This window comes from Phaeobacter sp. HF9A (genome assembly GCF_011806385.1).
Lineage (GTDB): Bacteria > Pseudomonadota > Alphaproteobacteria > Rhodobacterales > Rhodobacteraceae > Epibacterium.
Map to the genome: position 1 here is coordinate 1 of NZ_JAATOX010000245.1, position 1,402 is coordinate 1,402.

The 1,402-nt window shown below is 58.4% G+C and carries 1 pseudogene; it reads left to right on the forward strand.

The features are described from left to right. Positions 1 to 48 precede the first annotated feature (48 nt). Positions 49 to 1,077 (forward strand): annotated as a pseudogene (locus HCZ87_RS20705) (IS110 family transposase). Positions 1,078 to 1,402 lie beyond the last annotated feature (325 nt).

The window sequence follows — 1,402 nt, forward strand, 5'->3', positions numbered from 1 at the left end:
ACCGCGCTGTCGCCATTCCCGTATTGAACCCAGATGGAGGATGACGGGATGAAGCTATTTATTGGATTGGATGTGTCGTTGGCGAAGACCGCGGTGTGTGTGGTCAGCGAGCATGGCTAGATCGTCAAAGAGGCTGAGGCTGAAAGTGAACCCGAAGCTTTGGCGCGCTGGTTGGACGAACTTGACGGCAGCGTCGCAGCAATTGGCCTGGAAGCCGGGCCACTGTCACAATGGCTGCACCGAGGGCTGACTGAGGCTGGCCTTGATGCCGTGCTCATGGAAACGCGCCAAGTGAAGGGAGCGCTGAAGGCGATGCCGATCAAGACAGATCGACGCGATGCAGAAGGGATTGCACGCCTTCTGCATCTCGGCTGGTTCCGACCGGTCCACTGTAAATCCGTCTCCGCTCAGGAAACGCGAGCTGTTCTCGGCGCTCGGAAAGCCATTCAGCAGAACATGATCGCTCTGGAAATGTCGCTCAGAGGTCTGCTGCGGAACTTCGGCCTCAAGGTCGGCGCAATCTCGCGTGGCAGGTTCGAGGCCCGCATTCAGGAGCTGGCAGAAGGTAATCCCATGCTGGAAACCGCAACGGCACCAATGCTGCGCGCCAGAGCAACGTTGCGACGGGAACTGGCAGCCCTTGAGAAACAAGTACGTCAGCTCGCCCAAGACGATCCAGTGTGCCACCGTTTGATGACAATGCCAGGGATCGGTGCAGTCGTCGCTCTGACCTTCCGCGCAGCTGTCGATGATCCGGCACGCTTTCGGTCTTCAAAGAGGGTTGGTCCTTGGGTTGGTCTGACGCCCTCACGCAGCCAGTCCGGTGAACGGGACGTCTCAGGCGGCATCACCAAAGCTGGTGACGTCAATTTGAGGCGCGCATTGTGCCAGGCGGCAACCGTCATGATGAACCATGGCCGATCGACATGGCTGAGAATATGGGGAGCTCAACTCGCACAGCGGCGTGGAAGCAAAATTGCGATGGTCGCCCTCGCACGCCGCATCGCGGTTATTCTTCATCGTATCTGGGTCGATGGCACAACCTTCCAGTCAGATGCGGCACCGAACCCTGTCTGACAGGATGATATCCCACCCGTTGCCTCCCTGATTGCAGGCTTTGAGGTCCCGCAGGGACGTGGTTCCGATGATGCCGTGGTCTGGACTGTCGCTGACACAAGCCAAGCACGCCTATGAGATGGGCACATCGGAATTACATCGAACCAGCATCATGTTGGCAGCCGCCGCGCTGACCACGAACCGAAGCATGTACCCCAAGGATCTCAGCCGAAAGCCGCGACAGAAGCCAGGGTGGGCACCAAAAAATCAAAGGAACCGCTATGGCGGATCAATTGTTCTGCGAAAAACGGCTTGACTGGGACGCCCCCGTTACCGAAGTCCAGAC